General features: G+C 59.8%; 16 protein-coding genes and 1 pseudogene. 10 read left to right on the top strand and 7 right to left on the bottom strand.

What is annotated here, in order from left to right; genetic code table 11:
• Nucleotides 1–12 precede the first annotated feature (12 nt).
• Nucleotides 13–929 (top strand): annotated as a pseudogene (locus tag OIU37_RS02630) (LysR family transcriptional regulator).
• Here OIU37_RS02630 and OIU37_RS02625 read toward each other — a convergent pair.
• On the bottom strand, nucleotides 918–1,871 hold the full coding sequence (locus tag OIU37_RS02625; RefSeq protein ID WP_180695451.1) for an alpha/beta fold hydrolase: 954 nt from the start codon (nucleotides 1,869–1,871) through the stop codon (nucleotides 918–920). The pseudogene OIU37_RS02630 and the gene OIU37_RS02625 sit on opposite strands and share 12 nt — an antisense overlap.
• 303 nt (nucleotides 1,872–2,174) lie before the next feature.
• Between OIU37_RS02625 and OIU37_RS02620 the strand changes: the two genes are divergently transcribed.
• From OIU37_RS02620 to OIU37_RS02610, 3 genes are all read left to right on the top strand, one after another.
• Complete coding sequence (locus OIU37_RS02620; protein WP_264255462.1) at nucleotides 2,175–2,618, top strand: VOC family protein; 444 nt, start codon at nucleotides 2,175–2,177, stop codon at nucleotides 2,616–2,618.
• Nucleotides 2,619–2,686: 68 nt separating this feature from the next.
• Entirely contained in the window at nucleotides 2,687–3,997 is a 1,311-nt protein-coding gene (locus OIU37_RS02615; protein WP_264255461.1) for an epoxide hydrolase family protein, read from the top strand.
• 138 nt (nucleotides 3,998–4,135) lie between these two features.
• Complete coding sequence (locus OIU37_RS02610) at nucleotides 4,136–6,286, top strand: mechanosensitive ion channel family protein (protein WP_264255460.1); 2,151 nt, start codon at nucleotides 4,136–4,138, stop codon at nucleotides 6,284–6,286.
• Between the two features lie 439 nt (nucleotides 6,287–6,725).
• Here OIU37_RS02610 and OIU37_RS02605 read toward each other — a convergent pair whose 3' ends face one another.
• The 3 genes from OIU37_RS02605 to OIU37_RS02595 all read right to left on the bottom strand — a co-directional run bounded on the left by OIU37_RS02605 (nucleotide 6,726) and on the right by OIU37_RS02595 (nucleotide 10,376).
• Complete coding sequence (locus OIU37_RS02605) at nucleotides 6,726–7,751, bottom strand: ABC transporter permease (protein ID WP_003539732.1); 1,026 nt, start codon at nucleotides 7,749–7,751, stop codon at nucleotides 6,726–6,728.
• 42 nt (nucleotides 7,752–7,793) lie between these two features.
• Entirely contained in the window at nucleotides 7,794–9,335 is a 1,542-nt protein-coding gene (locus OIU37_RS02600) for a sugar ABC transporter ATP-binding protein (RefSeq protein WP_264255458.1), read from the bottom strand.
• A gap of 78 nt (nucleotides 9,336–9,413) precedes the next feature.
• Nucleotides 9,414–10,376 carry a sugar-binding protein gene (locus OIU37_RS02595; protein ID WP_027665802.1) on the bottom strand — a complete coding sequence of 321 codons (963 nt, stop codon included), beginning with the start codon at nucleotides 10,374–10,376 and terminating at the stop codon, nucleotides 9,414–9,416.
• Nucleotides 10,377–10,724: 348 nt separating this feature from the next.
• On the opposite strand from OIU37_RS02595, the gene OIU37_RS02590 reads away from it, so the two are divergent.
• Nucleotides 10,725–11,813: a LacI family DNA-binding transcriptional regulator gene (locus tag OIU37_RS02590; RefSeq protein WP_171602475.1), complete on the top strand. Its 1,089-nt coding sequence runs from the start codon at nucleotides 10,725–10,727 to the stop codon at nucleotides 11,811–11,813.
• A 416-nt stretch (nucleotides 11,814–12,229) separates the two neighbouring features.
• Entirely contained in the window at nucleotides 12,230–13,936 is a 1,707-nt protein-coding gene (gene ilvB / locus OIU37_RS02585; protein WP_264255455.1) for a biosynthetic-type acetolactate synthase large subunit, read from the top strand.
• 210 nt (nucleotides 13,937–14,146) lie between these two features.
• Here the strand turns inward: ilvB and OIU37_RS02580 are convergent, their stop codons facing one another.
• Complete coding sequence (locus OIU37_RS02580; protein WP_180695127.1) at nucleotides 14,147–14,497, bottom strand: type II toxin-antitoxin system RelE/ParE family toxin; 351 nt, start codon at nucleotides 14,495–14,497, stop codon at nucleotides 14,147–14,149.
• A gap of 2 nt (nucleotides 14,498–14,499) precedes the next feature.
• Nucleotides 14,500–14,751 (bottom strand): transcriptional regulator, encoded by a 252-nt coding sequence (locus OIU37_RS02575; protein ID WP_129420972.1) that lies wholly within the window; start codon nucleotides 14,749–14,751, stop codon nucleotides 14,500–14,502.
• 271 nt (nucleotides 14,752–15,022) lie between these two features.
• Here OIU37_RS02575 and OIU37_RS02570 point away from each other — a divergent pair, with 271 nt between their 5' ends.
• The 4 genes from OIU37_RS02570 (at nucleotide 15,023) to OIU37_RS02555 (ending at nucleotide 20,226) form a co-directional block, all read left to right on the top strand.
• On the top strand, nucleotides 15,023–18,259 hold the full coding sequence (locus OIU37_RS02570; RefSeq protein WP_264257441.1) for an adenylate/guanylate cyclase domain-containing protein: 3,237 nt from the start codon (nucleotides 15,023–15,025) through the stop codon (nucleotides 18,257–18,259).
• Nucleotides 18,260–18,334: 75 nt separating this feature from the next.
• A complete protein-coding gene (locus OIU37_RS02565; protein WP_171602471.1) occupies nucleotides 18,335–19,015 on the top strand; it encodes a peroxiredoxin-like family protein in 681 nt (226 codons plus the stop codon).
• Between the two features lie 164 nt (nucleotides 19,016–19,179).
• Nucleotides 19,180–19,521: a hypothetical protein gene (locus OIU37_RS02560; protein ID WP_129420969.1), complete on the top strand. Its 342-nt coding sequence runs from the start codon at nucleotides 19,180–19,182 to the stop codon at nucleotides 19,519–19,521.
• Nucleotides 19,522–19,692: 171 nt separating this feature from the next.
• Entirely contained in the window at nucleotides 19,693–20,226 is a 534-nt protein-coding gene (locus OIU37_RS02555) for a YidB family protein (RefSeq protein ID WP_171603055.1), read from the top strand.
• 169 nt (nucleotides 20,227–20,395) lie between these two features.
• On the opposite strand, the gene OIU37_RS02550 is transcribed toward OIU37_RS02555, so the two are convergent.
• Complete coding sequence (locus OIU37_RS02550) at nucleotides 20,396–21,601, bottom strand: trypsin-like peptidase domain-containing protein (protein WP_264255452.1); 1,206 nt, start codon at nucleotides 21,599–21,601, stop codon at nucleotides 20,396–20,398.
• Nucleotides 21,602–21,892 lie beyond the last annotated feature (291 nt).

Below are 21,892 nucleotides of genomic sequence, written 5' to 3'. Positions count from 1 at the left end.
TGGAGGTGTCCGATGGATCGTCTCGAAGCGATGCGCATATTGCTGGCGGTCGTCGACGCCGGAAGCATCTCTGCCGGCAGCAGGAAGCTCGACGCGCCCTTGCCCAGCGTCAGCCGCAAGGTGGCCGAACTCGAACGACATCTTGGGACAAACCTCATCGTCCGCACCAGCCGCAATCTTCAACTCACCGATGCAGGGCGCGACTATGTCGACGCCGCTCGAAAGATCTTGGCGGATATCGAGGAGGCCGAGCGAAGGGCGTCCGGGGAATACCAAACACCCAGAGGCGTGCTGACGATCACGATGCCGGTCGAATACGGGAGCCGATACGTGCTGCCTGTTGCGCTGAGCTTCATGGACAAATACCCGGAGGTGTCGCTGAACCTTCTGTCGCTCGACCGTACGGTCGATCTCGTGTCCGAGCAGGTGGATATAGCGATCCGTCTCGGCGACCTCGCCGACAGCGCCCTCCATGCCGTCAAGGTCGGCGAATTCCGCCTGCTGACCTGCGCGAGTGCTGCCTATCTCAAGCGGCATGGCATGCCCGAGCGTCCCGGCGATCTCATCGATCGGGACGGGATAATCTTCAACAAGCGAACATTTTTCTGGACCTTCGACGTCGACGGCACGCCGATAGAGGCGGTGCCTCGCAACCGGCTTGAGGTGAATACCGCGGCAAACTGTGTTGCGGCCGCCGTCGGCGGGGCGGGGATCGCGCGACTGTTCGACTATCAGATTCCAGACGAACTGGCGTCCGGCGCGCTCGTCACCATCCTCCGCGATTTCGACGGTCCACCCCAGCCCATTCATATCGTCTACGCGCGACACGGGCTTCTCTCCCGTTGAAGGTACGGGCTTTTGTCGACTGGGCACTGCCGCGGCTGCGCGCGCGATCTGTCTACGAAGATAATCCAATATTATCTGAATGATGTGATTATCTCCTCAACCGTTTGTTTCGAATTCTGTAGGTGTGGAAAGTGACCAATCCCTGGCAGGACGTCGAGTTTCACTCCGATCTTGCCGGCGAACTCAATGCCCATTTCCCTTGCGATGTAGATGTCCTTCTCGCCCCAGATCACTTTCACGGGCGTCTTCAGCCGGTCGAGGTTGGCCTCTAGGTGATGCTGGTCGCGGGTGAAATTCGCGTAGTAGTGGGCAAAGGCGTCCGCCGAAGTGATCCCATCAACGCTCCACGAACGGACCATGTCTTGCTGGACCTCGATCGGCAGATCGAATTGTTCAGCGGGCGAGAGGCCGCGCCTGTGCACGTTCTGAAGGATCTCGTCGTTCGTCTTGTTCATATAGGCACGGGTCGGCGAGGCGGTGGGCTCGGCTTTGAGGTTCTGCAGGTTCTCCCACATATATTGCGGCCGGTCGAACGGCGCGAAGTCTCCGACGATGATCTGCCTGGCGATCGGCGGCTCGTCGAGAGCAAGCAGCAGGACGGGGAGGGCACCGATGTCAGTCGCGTAGATCACGAACTTCGACCGATCGATGCCTGCCCGTTCGATATAGGCCTTCAACACTCGGGCGTACTCTTTCGGCGCGTAGGAAAACCGGTTCAAATCCGGGCGCGACGACTGCCCGTAACCCGGCCAATCGAAGGCGTGGACGTCGTAGTCGCGAGCAAGCGTTGTCGCGATGCCCTTCCAGACCATCAGTGTTTCCGGAAATCCATGCAGGAAGAGCACGGTGCCTTTTGGCGCGGGGGCGCGGACAATCATCCTCCTCAGCGTCAGGATCTCGTCGATCCCGATGAAGTCTACGGCGTCTTTCGCGGATTCTGCGGAAGCGGAAGCGAAGGCTTCAGGTGTATGGGAAGGCGGAGTTGCCACGACTGATGCAGCATTTACGGTTTTGTCCTTAGACATAGGATGTCCTTTCTGAATGGCGGTCAGCCAAAGCCTAAAAGCCGGCTGTCTCCACAAATAATTGAGCATGGCGTCAGCCCGCGGTAGCCGGAGAAAGTGAGAGGAACCCTCTCGACGGCGGCAGCGCTGCAACCCGGCTGCCCAAGGCTGAGATCTGAACGAGAGGGTGCCTCTCACTTTCCCGAGGTGCCGGCCGGCCGTCGACCCGCCCAAATATCCACCAGCCGCCGATTTGAGACAGCTCGTTGGCGTTTGCTTGCGGAAGGCAGAACGTCGGCCGCGACAGTATAAGGAAGAACTGATATGACTGGCATTACCCAAAGCAGACAGGTTGCGGCCGCCCCCGACAAGGTCCGCGGCCTCCCGGGCCACGCCACTGTCGGCACGAACGATCTGGATGCCGCCTCGGTATTCTACGACAAGCTTCTGGCCGTGTTCGGGATCGGACGAGTCCTCGTCCAGCCCAACCGAGCCATCTACTACGGTCATCGCGCGCTCGAATTCGGTATCATCAAGCCGTTCGATGGCCGCCCTGCCACCGTCGGTAACGGTGGAATGATTGCTTTCGAAGCTCCGTCCCGTTCAAAGGTCGACGAAGCCCATGCAACTGCATTGGCGGCGGGTGGCTCGGACGAAGGGGCTCCTGGTCCGCGTGGCGAGAACGGCACGGGTCCTTACTGCGCCTATTTTCGCGATCCCGAAGGCAACAAGTTTCTTATCTTTCGTTCCGGCGCGGGCGCGGCCTGACGTTTTCGGCATTGAAGCGGGGCAGGGCATCTTTTCATCTCCTCGATATCACGAAAGGACACGGCATCATGGCAATGCTGAACGTTTTGAAACACCGCAACGTATCGCGCCGCTCACTGCTGTCAGGCTTTGCCGCGGCCGGCATAACCGCCGTTCTCCTTCCGCGCACGTCCAACGCCGCTGATGTTGTCGGCGCCGCGTCCGAGGAGGTTCGACCGTTCAAGGTTGAGGTCTCCGAGGCGGCGCTTGCAGACCTCAGGCGGCGTCTTGCCGAGACCCGATGGCCCGACGGCGAAACCGTTATGGATCGTTCGCAGGGCGCGCAGCCCGACAGGCTGAAGGAGCTGGTGGGCTACTGGCAATCGGCCTATGACTGGCGGAAGGCAGAGAGCAGGCTGAACAGTTTTCCGCAGTTTCTCACCAATATCGATGGACTGGATATCCATTTCATCCATGTCCGTTCCCGTCATGAAAACGCGCTGCCGTTGATCATGACCCATGGTTGGCCAGGTTCGGTCTTCGAGTTGCTTGATGTCATCGGGCCGCTGACGGATCCGACGGCGCATGGCGGCACGGCTGATGATGCCTTCCACCTGGTAATCCCGTCGATTCCAGGATTCGGTTTCTCCGGGAAACCGCCAGCAACAGGTTGGAACCCCCAGCGGATAGCGGCTGCCTGGGACATGCTGATGAAGCGACTGGACTATAACCGATATGTCTCGCAAGGTGGCGACTGGGGCGCGATCATCAGCGACGCCTTGGGTCGCCAGGCGCCCGATGGGCTGCTCGCAATCCACGTCAACAGGGTCGAGCGTGCCACGACCTTCCCAGCGGACGCAGCCCAGGCTCTTAAAAGTGGAGGGCCGGCTCCCGACAGCTTGTCTCAGGACGAGAAGGTCGTCTTCGACGAGGCCCGGGACTTCCTCAACAACGGCTTCGGCTACGCCGCGATCATGAGCACGCGGCCTGAAACGATCGGTTACGGCATTGCGGATTCTGCGGTTGGCCTCGCCGCCTGGCTTTACGACAAGATCGCCGACTGGGTCTATACACGCGGCGATCCCGAACAGGCTCTTGGCAAGGATGCGATCCTCGACAACATCACACTGTACTGGCTGACGAATACCGGCCCCTCGAGTGGCCGCATCTATTGGGAAAACGTCATGTCGGGCGCGAAGCTTACGGAAGTCAAAGTCCCGGTCGCCGTCACGGTGTTTCCCGGAGAGGTCTACAAGCCGCCAAAGCGCTGGCTGTCGAGGGCCTATCCGAAACTCGTCTACTACAATCGCGCCTCCAAGGGCGGTCACTTCGCTGCCTGGGAGGAGCCGGAGCTGTTCAGTCAAGAGATCCGGGACGCCTTCAGAAGCTTGCGGTCTTAATACCGTCTAGCCCTTGGTTCGCAGTCTGCGTCCGCCAGACGGGTTGGTCGATTGACGTTGGTCGTGCAACGCTGCACAAAGTCCGAAGTTTCGACCAACCCGGCAAAGCGACGACAACGTCGCGGGGACCACGGCTATATGCGCATCAACGACGACCGTCATCCCCTCCGCAGAGTGTCCACATTCCTGACGGTGCTATTTTCAACGCTTCTGCTCGCGAGCGCAAACCCCGTCTCGGCGGCTGAGCCGACCAATTCCGCGGGGCCGATCCGAGTTATTATCGAATTGCCGAATGATGATTCCGGACGAGCGCTGGTCAATCGGATCGTTCCGGGCAATCAGGAACCGGCGCAGCCGGTAGCAGTCACGCAAGAGGCGGCACCGACGTCGATTGCCACGTCACTACAGGATTTGCGCCAGAGGTTGCTCACACTCGTCGATGCCGTTCCGACGCTTCCGGGGCAGGTCCAGTCGGCGATCCGGGTCTTCCAAACGGATGATCGTATCGAACCTGTCGGCCTGATCTTGGCGGTCATACTCTTCGTCGCAGGCGGGTTCGTTGCGCAGCGCCTTGCCTGGTGGTCAGGGCGAGGGCTGCTCCATTTTGTGCTGAACGCGCCCGCCGACACCGTCCGGCAGCGGATCAAGCTCCACGCCGCCCGGCTTTCAATGGGTCTCCTCGCGTTGGTCGGCTACCTGATCGGAAGTCTCGGCGCGTTTATCCTCTTTCCATGGCCTGCCGTGTTTCGCGATATCGCGCTCATCCTGCTATCGGCCGCGCTCATGGTGCGCCTTGGCGTGCTCGTGGGCCGTATTGTCATCGCGCCAGGCGCCCGTCTGCCGCATATGCGGCTTCTGACGCTTGTCACCCCGCTTGCCTGGTTCTGGTACTATTGGCTCCTCGGAATCGTCGCAGTGCTGGCGGCTGGCTGGGCCACCATTGAAGTGATCGGGACGATCCGAGCTTCACCGATCTTGGTCGACCTCTTTACCGCAGCATGGCTTGGTGTCGTTTCAATCGCTTTGATCGTTATGATCTGGCTGCGGCACTTTCGTTCTGACGGACCGCCCGTGAGCCGGTTGGTCTGTGTCGGCTTCAGCGCGAGCATCATGCTATCTTGGCTGTTATGGGTGTCCGGTCTCCACGGGGCATTCTGGACGGTGATCATCGCTACGCTTCTGCCGCTTACCGTTTCGGTGGCTCGTGATATCATTCGTCGCATTATACAATCCGGGGAGGGGCAGGCGGTCGAAGATCCGGCCATCGTCGGATGGTCCGTTGTCATCATGCAAACGCTGCGTAACGGCCTCATTGTGGTCGCTGCGCTGCTCATTGCCCGCGCCTGGAGTGTCAATCTCAGTGACCTCGCCGCAGCCGAAACGGTGACCACGCGTTTGATCCGTGCAGGAATCCGCATTGTTATCGTGTTACTGGTGACCGACGTTATCTGGAAGCTCGTAAGCACGCTGATCGACAGTCAGATGGCGGTAGCGTCGCGAAGCGTGCAGGCGGGGCATCAGGACGGACCCGACGCGCGCCGGCGTCAGCGGTTGAATACGCTCCTTCCCATTCTTCGCAATGTTCTGTTCCTGGCGATCGGCGCTGTCGGCTTTCTGATGATCCTGGATGCCATTGGCATTCAGATCGGACCGTTGCTGGCAGGCGCTGGTGTCGTCGGCATAGCCGTCGGCTTCGGTGCCCAAACACTCGTCAAGGACATCATCTCCGGCGTCTTCTATCTATTCGACGATGCCTTTCGCATCGGCGAATACATTCAGGCGGCGAAATATAAGGGCACGGTCGAAGGTTTCTCACTGCGATCGATCCGCTTGCGCCATCACCGCGGTCCGGTCACCATCGTTCCCTTCGGCGAACTCGGCGCGGTGCAAAACCTCAGCCGCGACTGGGTCATTGACATCATTACGCTCACCCTGAATTATGACAGTGACCTTGAGGAGGTCCGCAAGACCATCAAGCGCATCGGCGTAGAGCTTCTGGAGGATGCTGAACTCGGGCCCAACATCATCGAGCCCTTGAAAATGCAGGGGATCGAGCAGATGGCGGATTACGGCGTGCAGATTCGGCTGAAATTCATGGCGAAACCCGGCGAACAGTTCGGCGTTCGCCGAAAGGCGCTTGCCATGCTCAAGAAGACATTCGCGGAAAAAGGCATCCAGTTTGCAACGCCGACCGTTCATGTTTCCGGCGGTCCCGCCGATGCCGCGGCAACCGCTGCCGCCTCGGAGCTGCAAAGACCACCAAAGGTCATCTCGACACTTGAGGAATAGCAACGGCGAGCGGACAGGCGAGCTTTCCGGCGAATCCCGCCAAAAGCAACGCGCTGACCCGGACGTAGTCGCCAAGCGCGCGTCGTCCGGGACATGAGTTTCAAGAGAGTCTGTTGGCTGGGATCAGCTGTTCTATGAGGGCCCGTGCGCAGGTGACTCGTCGATGTGCTGGATCGTCTAGGCGCAAATTCGAGCGGGCCGATTTTAAAAGGAATGGGCCTATGAGATGGATGACGAAGGTATGCCATTGTAATCAAACAGCATCCTGATGTTCCATAATCTATCTTATGCGATGTATGCATGTAAGGGCTATTTGGTAATGCGACAGTTGGGCCAGTTAGAGATGCGACAGTCTCGCCTCTCGACGTCACCCGCCCCGATCTAAAAACGGATTATCTCAACGGGGCAAGGTCGCGACACGCATGGCCCATCCACTGACCTAATCCTGATTGGCAACCACAGGCAAACTGCCTTCGTTGGAAAGACGGGTTTCGGTCTGCCGGGCGGCCGAGACAAGGCGGCGCTTTGCGCGGATTGCGTGCCATTGTTGGTCGATCAGGACGCCGATGAGGATCACGCCACCCATGACAGCGAAATTCAACGACGAAGGGATACCAAGTAGATTCACCAGATTCTGCAACTCTTGGAGCAGGACCGTTCCCAGCACGACGCCGACGATCGACCCCTCGCCGCCTCGGAGCGAAAAGCCGCCGAGTACAGCAGCGGCAATCGCGTAGAGTTCGTAGAACTGGCCATGGCTCGCCGGCGAGATCGAGCGTGTGTACATGGCGAAATAAATCGCCGAAAGCGCCGTCAGCAGCCCGCAGATGACATAGGCCGACATGACCATGCGGCCGGTACGGATACCGGAATAACGGGCCGCCTCCTCGTTCTTCCCGATTGCGTAAAGATAACGCCCGAAAACAGAGCGATGCAGCATGATCCACATGACCACGGCAATGATGACGAGTGCGATGAAGGTGTTGGGAACGCCGTAAAACCGCCCAGCGGTCAGGAATTCGAGGTCTGGGAAATTTTGGCCGAAAGCAAAGCCTGCCGTTCCGTCGGCCGTATAGAAGCGCGCTGCCCCACGATAAATCAGGAGGCCGCAGAGGGTAACGACGAAGGGCTGCAGGTTGAGCCGGGTGATCAGCCAGCCGTGGACGGCACCTATGACCGCGCCGAGCGCAAGAATGAGCGGTAGCGCCAGCATCCAGGACATATCCTGGACCGCGATGAAATCGACGAAGAGCACGCCGAGAAGCGCTACCAGCGAACCCACGGAAAGCTCGATACCGCCGGTAATGATGACAAAGGCCTGGCCGATCGACAGAATGCCGAACAGGCCGATCAGGTTGGCAGTGTTGGCTAGGTTGATCGGCAGCAGGAAGCGCGGATTGATGATGGCGACGACGATGCCGACGACGACGATCAAAAGCAGCAGTCCGAGATCTTTTTTGATCATTCGAGATCCATCCCCGATACTTATTTGTATTGGCCGCAGCCGCTATTTTACCCTTTTGCCGACAGCAAGCAAAAGGACGCTTTCCTGGCTGATTTCGTCCTCTTCCAATATGCCGGCGATCTGGCCCTCGTGCATGACGGCGATGCGGTCGGAAACGCCGATCACCTCTTCCATGTCGCTGGAGATCATCAGGATCGCCACTCCGGCGTCGGCAAGCGCTCGCATCAGGCCGTAGATCTCGTTCTTCGCGCCGATATCGATGCCGCGTGTCGGCTCGTCGAAGATCATCACCTTCGGGCTCATCGACAACCATTTGGCAAGCACAACCTTCTGCTGGTTGCCGCCGGACAGAGTGCCGGTTCGCGTCGAAACGGAGGGCGCCTTGATACCGAGGCGAAGGCGCTGCTTTTCTGCCGCCGCCCTCTCCCGCTCGGCAGAAAGCATGAAGCGGCTGGAGAGCTTTGGGAGATCCGCAAGACTTATGTTCTGGGCGATCGGGAAATCAAGAAGAATGCCGTTGCGCTTGCGATCCTCCGGGACCAGGAAAATGCCACGAGCGACGGCGTCCCGAGCAGAGCTGACCGCAATTTGCCGCCCGTCCTGCAGAATGGCTCCACCGTAGCTCCGGTCGATGCCGAAGAGTACTTTTGCAAGCTCGGTGCGGCCCGACCCGACGAGCCCTGCAAGCCCCATGATTTCTCCATACCGGATTTCCAGATCAACGGGACGACCGGGATAGGCCTCGGTGCGCACGCCGCTTGCCTTCAGCGCGACCGAGCCGGGCGAACGCTGCGGTTTTGCGGTCCGGGCCGCGAGCACCCGGCCGATCATCAGCTTGACCATCTGGTCGTGGCCGATGTCTTTCTTGGCGAGCGTGCCCACAAGCGTGCCGTCGCGCAGGACCACGACGCGGTCTGCGACGCGTTCAACCTCGTGGAGGCGATGCGAGATGAAAATGACACTGATACCATCGGCTTTCAGCGATTTGATAATGGCCAGGAGCCGCTCGGTTTCGGCCAGCGGCAGGCTGGAGGTGGGTTCATCAAAGATGACGAGCCTGGCGTTGATGGACAGCGCCTTGGCGATTTCCACCATCTGCTGCTCGGCAAGGGAAAGCGATGCCACGGGTGTGTCGGCGGAAAACTGAGCCCCTACCCGCTTCAAGAGCGGCTTCACCATGTCTCGCAGCCGATTGCGATCGACGAGCTTGAGAGGTCCGGCCTTCAGCGGCTCGCGGCCTAGGAAGATATTGGCAGCAACGTCAAGATTCTCAAAGAGATTGAGTTCCTGGTGCACGAACGCGATGCCGGATGCGATGCTCGATTCCACAGTGAGGAAACGAAGCTCTGCGCCGTCGAGCAGAATCGTGCCTCGGTCGGGTGCGATCACGCCGCCGAGAATCTTCATCAGCGTCGATTTTCCAGCCCCGTTCTCGCCGACGAGGCCGATGACCTCGCCCGGTATGATGTCGATCGACAGGCCCTCAAGCGCAACGACGCCCGGATAGGTTTTGCCAACGCCGGAAAGCGAAAGGAATGGCGTTGCAAGCGCGTCCGGTGACGGGATGTCGGAGCTGTGGTTCATCGCCTGTCCATGGCTGCCAATACTGTCGGCATGAGACGTCTTTCGCGGCGGCGGCAAGTGCCCCGCCGCGAAGGAGGGTTATTTTCCAGACATGGCCTTCAGGCTGGCGGCATATTTGTCAACGTCATCCTTGCCGATGATTACCGTCGGGATGATGATCAAGCCGTTGCTGGGAACGCCGGATTTGTCGCCCTTGAGGTAGGCCGCCATCAGCTTCATGCCTTGATAGGCCCACTCGAACGGCTGCTGCACGACGGTCGCTGCGACCGTGCCTTCCTTGACGCCGCCGAGCGTGATCGGATCGTCATCAAAGCCGACGACGGTGATCTGGCCGAGTTTGCCGGCGTCGCGCAACGCCTCATAGATGCGCGGAGTATTGTAGGAGTAGAAACCGACCATGCAGGTGACGTCGGGGCTGGCCACCAGCGCGTCCTCGACGTTCTTCTTTGCGCGCGTCTGGTCGATATCGTCGCCGCGTACATCTGTCAGCTCGATCTTCGTGCCCTTCAGGCCGTCCTTCATGCCCTGGATGCGTTCCTTGGCATTGTCGGCGCCGAGCAGGCCGACGAAACCGATGCATTTGCCGCCGTCCGGCATCGCTTTCTTGGCGATTTCGGCGGCCTGCATGCCGGCGTCGATATTCGATGAGCCGATATAGGCGACGCGGTTGGTCTGCGGCGCGTCACTATCTGTGGTGAAGAGAGCAGTCTGCGAGCCGATCTTGTTCAAGCCGTCCGTCTGGGTCTTGGGATCGACTGCGGAAACCATGATCCCCTTGACGCCGGCACTGACCAAGTCTTCCATAAGCCGCTGCTGAACGGCGACAGATGCCTGCTCAGGGTACTTCAGCTCCATCTGGTAGTCGGGCATCTCGCCCTGCGCCTTCTTCACGCCCGCCTCTGCAGCTTTCCAGAAGTCGGATGCGCCGTTGACGACGAATGCAAGCGTCGGTTTGTCGGCAGCATGCGATACGGCAATCGGCGCCGCGCTCAACATCAACCCGGCGAAGAACAAGGCTGCATTGCGTTTCAGCTGTTTCATAATACACCTCCCGAGGGGCCGCAGTTCACGGGCCCGTTTCCGATTTACGGCCGGCCGGATGCGCGCCCCCTCCTAGGGCCGTCGCAAAGCGACGAGTGGCATAGGTTCCGATCGCTCCTTGACGGTATACAAGAAATTTAATTAGTAAATAGTATTATCAATGCAGATCAAAACATTTGATCGCGGAGGACTAAGGACGGCAATTTTGTACTGGCAATGGCCAACAACTGCAAGTGTTGCAGCAATTCACGCAATTGCCAGCGCTTTCAGATAGATGCTAATATTAATTATCTAAGACGACGATCAATCCACCCTACCCTATTATCCCGAGAGAGACCGTTTCCACGAATGCGAAAACCCAAGACCCAAAATAAACCTGCGCGCGTGACGATGATGGACATCGCCGCCGCGGCTGGCTGCTCGCAGGCGGCCGTCTCCTTCGTCCTCAATAACACGCCCGGCACCCGTATCTCACAACAGACGCGCGATCGCGTATGGGAGGCGGCGCGCGCGCTCGGCTACATGGAGAAGACCTATGCGACGAAGGCCTCTTATTCGGGACTGGACAACGTCATCGGTTTCGCCGTCGATCAGCTCGCCACCAGCCCGGAAGCGATCGTTGCGATCGAAGGCGCGCGGCAAGCCTCCTGGAACGCCGGCAATGTCCTTCTGGTAACCCAGACGCTCGGTGATCCCGTCATGGAGCCGAAGGCAATCGAGGCGTTGACGAACGGAGGCATATCGGCGCTCATCTATATGACAATCTATACCCGCCAGGTGGAGCTTCCTTCCTATGTCCGCAAGCTCAACATCCCGACGGTCCTGCTGAACTGTTATACGGCAGACCATGCCTTTCCCGCCGTGGTGCCGAGCGAAATCGCGGGAGGGCAGAGCTCCACCCGGCATCTGATCATGCACGGACACCATCGTATCGCGACGATCACCGGCGAAATCTGGATGCAGGCGGCGCAGGACCGGCTGACGGGATATCGCCGCGCGCTGGCGACCGCCGATATACCCTTCGATCCGGAATTGGTCATTGAGGGCGACTGGTCGGCCGGTGCCGGCTATGCCTCCACGATGAAACTGCTTGCTCTGAAAGAGCCGCCCACCGCGATCTTCTGCCAGAACGACCGCACCGCCATCGGGTGCTATGAAGCGCTCAAGGATGCAGGGCTTCGCATTCCCCAGGACATGTCGGTGGTGGGTTATGACGACGAAGAAATTTCACGACATCTCGTACCCCCGCTGACGACCTCAGTCCTTCCACATCTTGCCATGGGGCAATGGGCGATCGAACATCTCAACCCGGAAAGTACACCCGGCAAGCGCTATCCCATTGCGAAGCTCGAATGCTCGCTCGTTAAGCGTCATTCCGTCGCCGCGCCGCGGGCCGAGGCACGGCAGATCCTCGATGGCGCATATACCTCGCCATAGAACTTAGGTTCGCGCCGGGACGGAACGCCGGCGGCTGGCTCGGAAACCGTGACCGGCGACACTGGAAGAGGCGGTCGAAATCGCTTAGCGGCGAATGGAACGGGCAGTGTTTGCCTTGTCGATAGGTTGCGAACGGGTTGCCCCCTGCCGTTGCCTCGTCACTGACCAACAACCGATCTCAAATATTCTCAACCACAGATACAATCTACGCAGAGGCGACGTTGACGACGTGTAGATTTAGAGCTAGCTCTATCGCCCATGAAAATCGCAATGGTTCTCGTAGTGGTGATATCGCGCATGGGCAGGACGGTCTGATCGTCCGGCAATAGCCACCCATGCGCCGAAAACAGGTCCCTGACGGGGCCTTTTTTTATGCCCCGTCGCAGCTATCACCTCACTCACGACGGAACCCAGATATGACCGGCGAGACAGCCAACTCTTCCCTCAACACCCCCTCTGATCGTCGCATGAACGGCGGCGAGATCGTTCTGCAGGCGCTACGCGACAACGATGTCGAACACATCTTCGGCTATCCCGGCGCAGCGGTGCTGCCGATCTATGACGAAATCTTCCAACAGGAGGACATCAGACACTTCCTGGTGCGCCATGAGCAAGGCGCCGGACACGCAGCCGAAGGCTATGCCCGATCGACGGGACGAGTTGGCGTCATGCTGGTGACATCGGGACCAGGCATTACAAATGCGGTCACTGCGCTGCAGGATGCCCTTATGGACTCCGTTCCGCTTGTCTGCCTCGCCGGGCAGGTGCCGACAAGTCTGATCGGCACGGACGCTTTTCAGGAATGCGATACGGTCGGCATCACCCGTCCCTGCACAAAGCACAATTTCCTCGTCAAACACGTCGACGATCTGGCCAAAACGATCCATCTGGCTTTCCGGATCGCGGCGGCCGGTCGACCCGGTCCTGTTCTCGTCGACATGCCGAAGGACGTGCTCTTCGCCAGCGGGACATACGTCTCACCTGACAAGGTATCTCCGTTGCCGAGCTACCAGCCGGCAATGCGAGGCGATCGAAACGCGATCCGAGCGGCGGTCGCATTGATCGCCGAAGCCCGGCGCCCCATCATCTACACCGGCGGCGGCGTCATCAATTCGGGGCCGGAGGCGTCGCGATTATTGCGTGAGTTCGTCGACCTCACCGGCTTTCCCTTAACGTCCACCGTCATGGGACTTGGAGCCTATCCCGCCAGCGGGCCGAACTGGCTGCGCGTCGCCGGACGGGACGGATCGCATGAAGCCAATATGGCAATTGGCGAGTGCGATCTGATGGTCGTCATCGGCGCGCGGTTTGACGATCTTGCGATCTCGCGCATCCATGAGTTTTCGCCTCACTCGAAGAAAATCCAGATCGATATCGATGCCTCGTCGATCAACAAACGCGTTCCCGTCGATATCGGCATTCAAGGCGACGCCGCGCATGTGCTGGCGGATATGATCCATGCCCGGCGCTCACTTTCCACCATCCCCGACCAGAAGCGGTTGCGGGCCTGGTGGACGCAGATCGATCACTGGCGAACCCACCATTCGTTTTCCTACGAGCGGCTGGACCATGCAATCATGCCGCAACATGCCCTGGAGCGCCTGCATGCGCTGACAAAGCCGCACGACCCCATCATCGCCACGGAGATCGGTCAGCAGATGCGGGTGGCGCAGTTCTTCGGTTTCGACGGGCCCAATCGCTGGATTACGTCAGGGGGATTGGGGACCATGGGTTTCGGTCTTCCTGCCGCGCTGGGGGCGCAGCTCGCAAATCCCGGCCGCCTTGTCATCGATATTGCCGGCGAAGCATCGGTGCAAACGACGATGAAAGAGCTGTCGACGGCGATACAGCATCAAGCGCCGATCAAGATCTTCATCTTGAGCGATGAGCACCCAAGCATGGCGCGAAAATGGGAAGAAATGCCGGATAGCAATGTTCGATCGCGCGCTTATTCGGCCTCGCTGCCCGATTTCACCAAGCTCGCGGAAGCCTATGGCGCCGTCGGCCTTCGCTGCGAGAGCCCGAGCGAACTCGATGCCAGGATCGAGGAGATGATCGACGTGGACCGGCCGGTGCTCCTTCACTGCCGGGTTGCAAGGCTCGCCGACACCCTTCGGCAGTAACGGCCGGTGATCGAACACCCCAAAAGCAAGCCGTGCGATCCTGCAGGCCGCAGTCATCGTCTATGTTAACCCAGGACATCATGATCGAGGCTGGCGTCTCGATCATGTATCTATGCCGCTCTATGAGATCGATTTTCTTCAGGCCGCAGAGAAGCCGAATTGCGGTCCGAGGAATTCCAGGTACGCGCCGTTCCGACCAAAGATACTATGTCACGACTCTTTGTTTGAAAGAGCGGCCAAGTCCTCTTTAAGCCGCACCGGTAAATCCATCCGCTCGTGAAGAATGCTCATGACGCCAAGATCACCATTCTCAAGCTCACGAAAGAATAGGTAGTGATGCTCATAGCGGCTGAAATAGGCCCGGCGCCTGATGTCAGCGGGAACTGCCAACCGTTGCGGAAGCCGTCGCCAGATCAGGCGATCCTCGCACAAACGCTGCAAATAAACATGCAGCCCGCGAATATATGCATCTGCCTGTTTTTCTCCCCACGCCTCGAAACTGTCACGCCAAATCTTGTCCTGCGCGGCGTCAGCGCGTGGGTAAAACCGATAGGCTACCATGCTCAGCGGCGCTTGTTGCGGCGGATAACGTCTTCAGCGGAAACGACGACAAACTCGCTGTCGTCGGCACGCATCGCGGGTGCAAGTTCCTTTTGCAGGGCATCCCATGCCTCGTCGCGCGTTTGCAAATCGCGTCGGATCAGTGCGCGAATGTACTCGCTCGCATTCTCATAGAGGCCGTCGTCACCGATCTGCTGCTGAATGTGATCTTGCAGCACGCCGCTGACCTTCACATGAATGCTGCCCGATGCCATCGACCTACCCTTTCGTTCTTACTCTATCGTGGGACAGCGTAGCATATATTGTCAATATTCATCACAAAGAATTAATCGTGACATGGTTTCTCGAGCTCACTCGGCGACCTGGCTGTCTTAAGATCTTCTGACCAGGATCATCATAGCCGTTCCGCCGCTTGTGTTTAGTGCTTGCGGGCCTGGGGCAGCAGGTTCATGCTTGTTTCCTATTCTGAGGCCTGCTGGTTGCGGCTGAAATAGCCGTACATCGGGGTTTCGTGAGATGCGTCCGATGGAGTGTAGCGGCTGCGGGTTCGATATTCAGAGCGGTTTTGCTTTCTGTCCGCGATGCGGCGCAAGGCAGCCTGTCACCTGCGCCGCCTGCGGCTATGCTTGTCAGCCCGATTTTGCCTTTTGCCCCGGATGTGGCGCGCCGATATCAGGCAAAGTCCAACCAGCATCGAAGCCCAAGATCGAGGCGGTATCAGACAGCGATGCCGACCGGCGGCCGGTGACTGTGCTCTTTGCCGATCTCTGCGGCTTCACGACGCTGAGCGAGCAGATCGACCCTGAAGTCATGCGGGTGCTGCAGAACGAATTGTTCGAAGAGATGACCCAGGCGGTCGAAGCCTATGGCGGCTTCGTCGACAAGTTCGTCGGAGATGCACTGCTGGCGCTGTTCGGCGCGCCGGTCGCTCATGAGGACGATCCGGTCCGGGCGCTTGGTGCTGCACTCGATATGATCGGTCGGGCCACTCAGGTCGGCGAGCGCTGGCACGCCCGCGCTGGCGTGCCGCTGCGTCTGCATATCGGTATCAATAGCGGCCCTGTCGTCACCGGCGGCTTCGGCGCGGTCAGTACAAAATCCTATTCGGTGACCGGCGATACGGTGAACACCGCCCAACGTCTGCAATCCATGGCCGGCGAAAACGATATCCTTGTCGGGCCGCTGACCTATCGCCTCACCCGCCATGCCTTTGCCTTCGACAATCTCGGCGCGCAGACGTTGCGCGGCAAAAGCGGAAACGTCCTTGTCCACCGGCTGACAGGGGCGTCGGAAGCGCCGCATACGGCGCGCGGGCTCGAAAGTCTCGGCCTTCAGGCGCCGATGATCGGGCGGGATACGGAAATGTCGCGGTTGCTGACATGCCTCGACCTTGCCTGCGGCGGTGCGGCGCAGCTTGTCCGGTTGATCGGCGAAGCGGGCATCGGCAAGTCGCGGCTGGTCAACGAATTCGTTGCAATTGCCGGCAGTGCTGCCCGTTTCCAGGGCCTCGCCATCCGCAAAGCGACCTGCTCTCCGCTCGGCGAACAATCCTATGGCACGCTCGGCGCGGTCGTGCGCAGCGCCTACGGCATCGGTGAGCGGGATGATCTCGAGAGGGCGCGGCAATTGCTGGCAACGGGGTTCCGCGCGCTCGATCTGACGCAGGATGAGATCGAGGGGCTTCTGCCGCTGTTTCTACATGTCCTGGGCCTCGGCGATCCCGATGGCGCGTTGCGGTACATCGAGCCGGAGCAGTTGCGGCGGCAGCTCTTCTATGCCGTCCGCACCGTCTTCGAGCGGCGGCTGGCGCAAGGTCCCCTGCTGCTTGTGATCGAGGATCTGCACTGGGCGGACGCCGCCTCGCTGGAAGTGCTTCGCTTCATGATGGATCGGCTGGAGCGCAGCCGGTTGATGCTGCTGGCGATCTACCGGCCGACCTCGAAGACCGACCCGTTGGACTCCAATCGTGTCAGCGTCACCGTACAACGTCTTGGCCCACTCTTTGCCGCCGACGGGCAGAAGCTGCTTGCTGCCTTTTTTGGCGAGGGTCATGGCAAATTGCCGATGACGATGCGCAAACGCATCCTCGACCGCGCCGGCGGCAATCCGCTTTTCATCGAGGAAATCCTTCGGGCACTGATCGACATGGGCACGTTGCACAATGACGGCCAACGCTGGCATGTCGCAGCGGAAGACACGGATGTCGATATCCCGGTGAACCTGCAAGCCCTGTTGCTCGCCCGCGTCGATCGTCTGCCGCCGGAGATCAGACGGTTGGCGCAAGAGGCGGCGGTGGTCGGCCCGAAATTCGATACCGCCCTGCTCCGCACCGTCGCCACAGACCCGGCCGCCATCGATGCTGCATTGGATCATCTCTGCGATGCCAATATCATCGAGGAATTGCGCGGGCCCGATGCCGGGCAATCGCCTGGCTATCGCTTCAGCCAGACGCTGATGCACGACGTCATCTACCACAATCTCCTGCTGCAACGGCGCATGGAGCTTCATCAACGGATCGGCCGGGTTCTGGAACGCCAATATGGCGCAGCGCCCGACCGGCCCGAGCATCTGGCGCAGCTCGGCCATCACTTCAGCCTGACCACCGAAAAGGCCAAGGGGGCCAGCTATCTGATGGCGGCGGGCGATCTGGCGCGCAAAACCTACGCGAATGACGATGCAATGCGCCTCTACCGGCAGGCCCTCGCGGCCTTCGCAAATGAGGCAAAGGTGACGCCGGAGCAGCTGGCGCTCCTGGAGCGACTTGCCGATCTCTGCGGTCCTGCCGGCCACCGCGACGCCGCCCTGACCCATTATCAGCGAGCGCTGGCGATCCACCGTATCGAAGACAACCCGATCGCCGCAGCGCGGATACTGCGCAAGATCGGCCGTTTGCATCTCGATGCAGGACGCCGCGATCAAGCGGAGACACATTTGGCCGAAGCCGAAGCGATAATCGCAACAATCGATGCGCCGGTCGAACGTGCACACGTCCTGCAGGAGCGCGGCCATCTGGCCTTCCGCATGGGGGATCAGGCCGCTGCCGCCGAGTGGGCGACGCAGGCATTGCAATGCCTGCAAACGCTGCCCATCGACGGGACGACCGAGACCGGACGGGAGACAGCGCGAGCGATGGCGGAGGCGCTGAACACCAAGGGGGCGGCCTTTGCGCGGCTCGGGCGTCGCCGCGAGGCCGTGCAGGAAGTGGAGCGCAGCCTCTCGGTCGCCGAAAAGGCCGATCTGCAAAGTGCTGCCTGTCGCGCCTATTCCAATCTCGGCGTTCTCTACACGATTGTCGATCCGGCCAACGCCATCAAGATCTGCCGGCGCGGGCTGGAGCTTGCGACCCGTATCGGCGATCTCGGCTTCCAGGCGCGACTTCTCGCCAACCTCGCCGTTGCCTGCTGCACCTTCACCGATCGCTGCGCCGCCGAGGGTGTACCGGCCGCGGAGAAAGCCGTCGAAATCGACCGGGCGCTCGATCAGCGCGACCATCTCTCCGTGCCGCTGATCGTGCTGGGCCAAATTCATCAATGCCACGGGCAGCCGAAGCTAGCCCGTAAGTATTACGAGGAAGCCCTTGAGGTTGCGAAGGAAATTGACGAGCCGCAACTGCTGTTTCCGTGCTATGATGGCTTGGCGACACTCAGCCTTGAGCATGACGACATGGACGAGGCCGAACGCTATTTCACGCTGGCACAGGATGTGTGCATCCGCCACAACCTCGATCCAGGCACGCTCGTCGTCTTGCCGTTTCTCGACTGATCTTGTCCTCGTTGCAGTGATCGCCGGAGATCGATTTGGCAAATCGATTCAAAAACATAAAGGGAGGAACGAAACATGCAGGAGAACCACGCAGCAAGACCATTGCAGCCGGGAGATCGCGCACCAAACGTGGTGCTGGATGCGATCACCCGCCAGGGTAAGGTCGCCATAGACGACTTTCGCGGCCAGAAGCCGGTGTTCGTCGGGTTGTTCCGCGGATTACATTGCCCCTTCTGTCGCCGGCAGATTGCCGCCATGGCCGAACTCACCGATGCCTTGCAAGAGAAAGGCATCGACAGCCTGACCGTCGTCAATACGCCGATCGACCGCGCCCGCCTCTATTTCCGCTACCATCCGCTTCCCAATCTGCTGGCGGCCTCTGACCCGGAACGGGTATCGCACAAGGCCTTCGGCCTGCCGAACCTTCAGTTCACCGAAGCCGAGAACGACTGGCCGCGCAAAGTCAGCATGAACACGGTGATGTCGATGCGCATCGACATGCCGGGCGAGCTTCCGGAGCCCATGGACCCGATGGCGGCGGCCGAATTCCTCGACAAGGCGGACGGCTATGAAATCACCGAGGATGACACGCGGATGATCGCCGCCGGCCACGGCCAACTCGTTGGCGAATTCCTGCTCGATCGGGATGGCGTCGTGCGCTGGTGTTTCACCGAAGTCGAGGATGGTGGTCGCCATATGTTCGGCGGTCCGGCCCCTCGGGAAGTGATGTCGGCAGCGTCGAACATGGCTGTTTGAAGCAAATGATCTTTAAAACGCGTCGCATCGAATTGGATTCATGCGACGCGCTTTCCATGAGACGAACTACCCGTTCGGCGTCCGCCGAGTCCTCTTGCCTCAAGGAACAAATCTCGCATGGCGATGTTGTCATTAGGATAAGCATAGGACCATGGGAGGAACTCATGCGCAAATCTCTTCAGTTCGTACTGGTCGGCTTGGCTGCGATAAGCGGGTTGACGATCTCTCCGACAATTGCGGCCGCGCAAGACTTGGAGTTGCGGGTCGGCCCCGGTGGCGTCGGCGTTTACGACCGTAATCGTGATCGTGATCGATATGACGGATATGATCGGCGCGGACCGCGAGGATGCGACCCGGATGATGCTCTCGACATCGCACGCAGCGAAGGACTTCGCAGGGCGCAAATCGTCCGCATGTCTCCTCGCAGTATCGTTGTGCAAGGGATGACGCGCCGTGGACCGGAACGAATGACCTTCGCAAACCGGCGAGGCTGCCCGGAAATCTGACCGGCGTGAGCAACTGAGGTGGACGGCCGAGCCTTCGAGATCTTCGAAGGAATGCGGTTGCGCGGCCTTGTTTTCAAACCGGCGGAACCTTTGGCCACCCTGGACATTGCTGCCCATGCAGCGCTCTGCTTTGGGTCGCGTGCACCTTTGAGCACCATAGGAGGATTCATCATGATGAGCGGTCAATTGAAGGCGCTTCTCGCCGTCCTTGCCGTTGCCGGCTACCAGAACAGAGATAAGATCGGGGAGCTCCTACGGGGCATTCAGAACCCTCAACAGGGTGGCGCGGGAAGCCAGCAGCCCGGCGGGCTTGGCGGCCTTCTTGGCGGACTGACAGGCTCGGGTGGTCTCGGCGGCCTTCTCGGCGGGCTGACGTCCGGCAGCGTCGTCAGCGGCGGTTTGGGCGACCTGCTGAAGACGTTTCAGCAGAATGGTCACGGTGACAAGGCGGAGTCTTGGGTAAAGCCCGGACCGAATGCGGACATCAATGACGGCCAGCTCGCGGAAGCACTGGGACCGGACGTTCTCAACGAGATCGCTGCCAGTACCGGCCTTTCGCATGAAGAGATTCTGGGGCGGCTGAAGCGCGATCTTCCCAAAGCGGTCGACGACCTGACACCAGAGGGAAAACTGCCCTCCGCCGAAGAGGATTTTTTGTCTTCCGCGAGCCAATCAACAACCTCCGCGCGGCCCGGCACCATCTAACCTCCGGCCGTCTATGAGGCGGTGCACCGGGCTTACTCCGGACGTCCCGCCTTGCGCGGAGTGGTTCGGTCGTTGCCCAGTGACAGGTTGAAAAGTGCGAGTTGGCAACGAAGAGGCGATGAGGAACAGTTCGACCCGGCGGGCTGGCCGAGTGAACATTCATGCCGTGTCATTTCACGCCAAGCTCGACGCCCTTGGTTGCCTTCGGACGCCCTAACGTATCCTTGAGCCAGCATTCGGACTTCTTCGGCACGTACGAGAAGGCTTTGCATGAATTGTCGCCAATGCAGGCCGTAAAGCATTGGAGATAGTTGCTTTCGCGGAGCCGCTTGTAGTCGCCACCCGGCAGATCCATGCCGCTGTAGCTTGTGAAGTCAGACATAATAACGTCGGCTGCCTTCGCCGACGAATACGCTGCCACCGCGTCGCCGTTTCGGATAAGCGCCACGACGTTGTCCTTAAGGAAGCAAGCGCGGTACTTCGTATTGTACGTGATCGCTTTGCATTGGCTGTCGCCCTCGCAGATTTCATGGCAGCTGGCGAAAGTAACGTCCTTGATGGTCCGATAGTCGAACCCGATTGCGTCATAACCGCGGGCGTCGATGAGAGCCGACGCCGACGGCGTGGGTAGGCTTGTCGCCGCGCCTGAAGGCGTGATCGACGCCTGCTCCTCGGGCTTCCCGTAGCAAAGGATCTGGAATACAGAAGGCGTCACCTTGTCCGAAAGGTCGGCTGTAGACATTGGTTGCCGATCGGCGGCTCGACCACCGGACTGACCGACTATGCTCTGCGACTGCATGAATAAATCAGCAACCGATGCGCGGATGGCAAAGTTGATGTTTTGCGCCGTAATGCCAATTTCGTCAGCAGCCTGCTTCGAGAATGTAGCGCTTGTGATCCCGAGCAAGAATCCGTCGCGGTCGACAACCGGGCCTCCCGAATTGCCCGGCTGTATCGGCGTCGAAATCTGTATGTAGCGTGTGTCGTTTCGAAGCCCGGCGAGCGCATTGACGTTCCCGGTCGTGACCTTGACGGAATCCGCGAGCAAGCTCGCCAACGGATAACCGACGGCAACGATATCTTCTCCCAGACGAGTCGGCGCTTGACGGAAGACTACCGGTTTGAGGGGGACGGTTGATTGAACCTTTACGAGGGCAAGGTCATTTGTCGCGTCGATGCGAGGATCGGACGCATCGCCCTTCCCCTTCACTTCGATCCGCTCACAGCCTTGGACGACGTGAGCGTTTGTCATGAGCCAGCCGTCACCGATCACAGTGAAGCCGGTTCCCGAAGAAGTTGGGCTCTCGGCAAAGCAATTGGAAGCAAGTGTCACAGACAGAGCGCCTGCTATAAGTACGCGAGACAAAGCTGACATTTGAAGTTTCCCCAGGCGCCTGCAGACTAGAACTTCAGCTCGAGCCTTTGCAACTGGGTCTTGTTCTCAAGCTTAATTTTGAGTCGCGCCCGACCGCTGCCGTTCGAACCTTTCGCCTATCAGGTCGACGAGCATCTTGGTCTTCGTTCGAATATGGCTCTTATTTGGCAAGACACGACACTCTCCGACCCGTCCCGGTGCGGGAACCTCACTCCGAGAGCAAATGCTCGAAGGCTCGCCGACGCCCATCCGTAATGATGGTGACAGCTCCCTTCTACATGTTCCTCAAAG

Origin of the sequence: Rhizobium sp. BT-226 (genome assembly GCF_025847085.2) — a bacterium.
Classification (GTDB): Bacteria; Pseudomonadota; Alphaproteobacteria; order Rhizobiales; family Rhizobiaceae; genus Rhizobium; species Rhizobium sophorae.
The sequence above is the reverse complement of the archived record's forward strand: the minus strand, read 5'-3'. Positions and strand labels throughout refer to the sequence as shown.